Genomic DNA, 1,386 nt, shown 5'->3' with positions numbered 1-1,386 from the left:
CCTGGACCTGACGCTGCCCAAGATCCGGCGGGCCCGCGCTGCCATTGACGGCTCCGGCGTCGCGGTGGCACTGCAGGTGGATGGCGGCATCACCGAGGAGACGATCCTGCGCGCGGCAGAGGCGGGGGCGAACGTCTTTGTTGCGGGGTCAGCCGTCTACGGCGCCGCGGATCCGGCGGAGGCTGTCGAAAGGCTCCGGGCGGCGGGGTCCCGCTGACGCGCGGTCCCGGCAGGGAACTGCTGCGAAGATGACGCCGGGCGTAACATCGGCATCCGGGGAATAGCCCGGGCAGGGCCGCAGTTGTGTCAGAATAACAACACACATACGTGCTCCGGGGTCGGTGTAAGTCCGAACCGGCGGTGACAGTCCGCGACCCGCGCGCCAGCGCCCTCCCCCGGGAGGAAGCCGGCAGACGGTTGAACCGGTGAAATTCCGGTACCGACAGTTAAAGTCTGGATGAGAGAAGCACGTACAGCTGTTACTGCGGCGCCCCAACGGCGCCGCATAATTGCGCTGTCGTATACCCCCGGAGCCATCGCGGTTCTTGAGGGAAGGAACGACACACACATGGACCCCTTGCGATGGCTCTTCGAAGCGCAGATCCCCGTAGGCGGATCTGTCCTGATTCTTCGTGAAGTGCTAGGCAACATCTTTGGCCTCGCCAGCGCCGTCGGCGGCATGCGCCGCCGGGTCTGGGCCTGGCCCGTCGGCATCGCCGGCAACTTGCTGCTCCTGACGGTCTTCCTGGGCAACGTCTTCGGTTCCGCCACGCCGGCCACGCTGTGGCGGGCCGCGGTACGCAGGGCGATCGTGCCGCCCATGGACAGTCCCGCGACATAGCAGTCATCAGTCCGGCCGGCCAGGTCCAGGTACGCCGTTTCAAAGCTCCTGTACCAGTCCTGCCAGCCCTGCCGGGCGAGATCCCGCCAGTGGGTGCCGTGCCCGGGCAGTAGCGGTACCGATACGGCGAAGCCCTGGGCGGCGAGGTGGCGGGCCCACGGCAGGACGCTGAGCGGGCTGCCTGTGAAGCCGTGGCAGATGGCCACACCGGTCCGGGCGTTGGGGCCCTGGCACGGGTAGCTGAAAGCGGCGGGCGCAGGGGGGGTGCTGCTTTCAGTCATGAGCCCATCGTGTCACCCTTAGCGCCAAAACTCACTAGAGTAAGGTGTCCATTGAAGCCTGGCCGGACCCGGTTCGGGCCGCAGGCCAGACGCCTTCCGGAGAGGTCACCGAGTGTTTTATTGGTTCATGAAGACGTTTGTCCTGGGGCCGGTGCTCAGGCTGCTGTTCCGGCCCTGGGTCAAGGGCCTCGACAACGTCCCTGCCGAGGGCGCCGCGATCCTTGCCTCGAACCACCTCTCCTTTTCGGATTCCATCTTCATGCC

4 pseudogenes and 1 riboswitch are annotated in these 1,386 nt (G+C 66.6%); of the pseudogenes, 3 read left to right on the top strand and 1 reads right to left on the bottom strand.

Annotation, left to right across the window (positions count from 1 at the left end):
* Together LQV45_RS32625 and LQV45_RS35955 are read left to right on the top strand one after the other, a co-directional pair.
* Nucleotides 1–217 (top strand): annotated as a pseudogene (locus tag LQV45_RS32625) (ribulose-phosphate 3-epimerase); the annotation flags it as partial.
* A 106-nt stretch (nucleotides 218–323) separates the two neighbouring features.
* A riboswitch (FMN riboswitch) is annotated at nucleotides 324–474 on the top strand.
* Nucleotides 458–742 (top strand): annotated as a pseudogene (locus LQV45_RS35955) (hypothetical protein); the annotation flags it as partial. Its footprint overlaps the riboswitch before it by 17 nt.
* Here LQV45_RS35955 and LQV45_RS32620 read toward each other — a convergent pair.
* Nucleotides 682–1,122 (bottom strand): annotated as a pseudogene (locus tag LQV45_RS32620) (alpha/beta hydrolase); the annotation flags it as partial. The pseudogenes LQV45_RS35955 and LQV45_RS32620 overlap by 61 nt on opposite strands.
* A 112-nt stretch (nucleotides 1,123–1,234) precedes the next feature.
* Here LQV45_RS32620 and LQV45_RS32615 point away from each other — a divergent pair.
* Nucleotides 1,235–1,386, top strand: a pseudogene (locus tag LQV45_RS32615) (1-acyl-sn-glycerol-3-phosphate acyltransferase); the annotation flags it as partial.

It is taken from the genome of Microbacterium sp. Bi128 (assembly GCF_918698205.1).
Note: the sequence above shows the minus strand (reverse complement) of the source record. Positions and strands in the feature narration are given on the sequence as shown.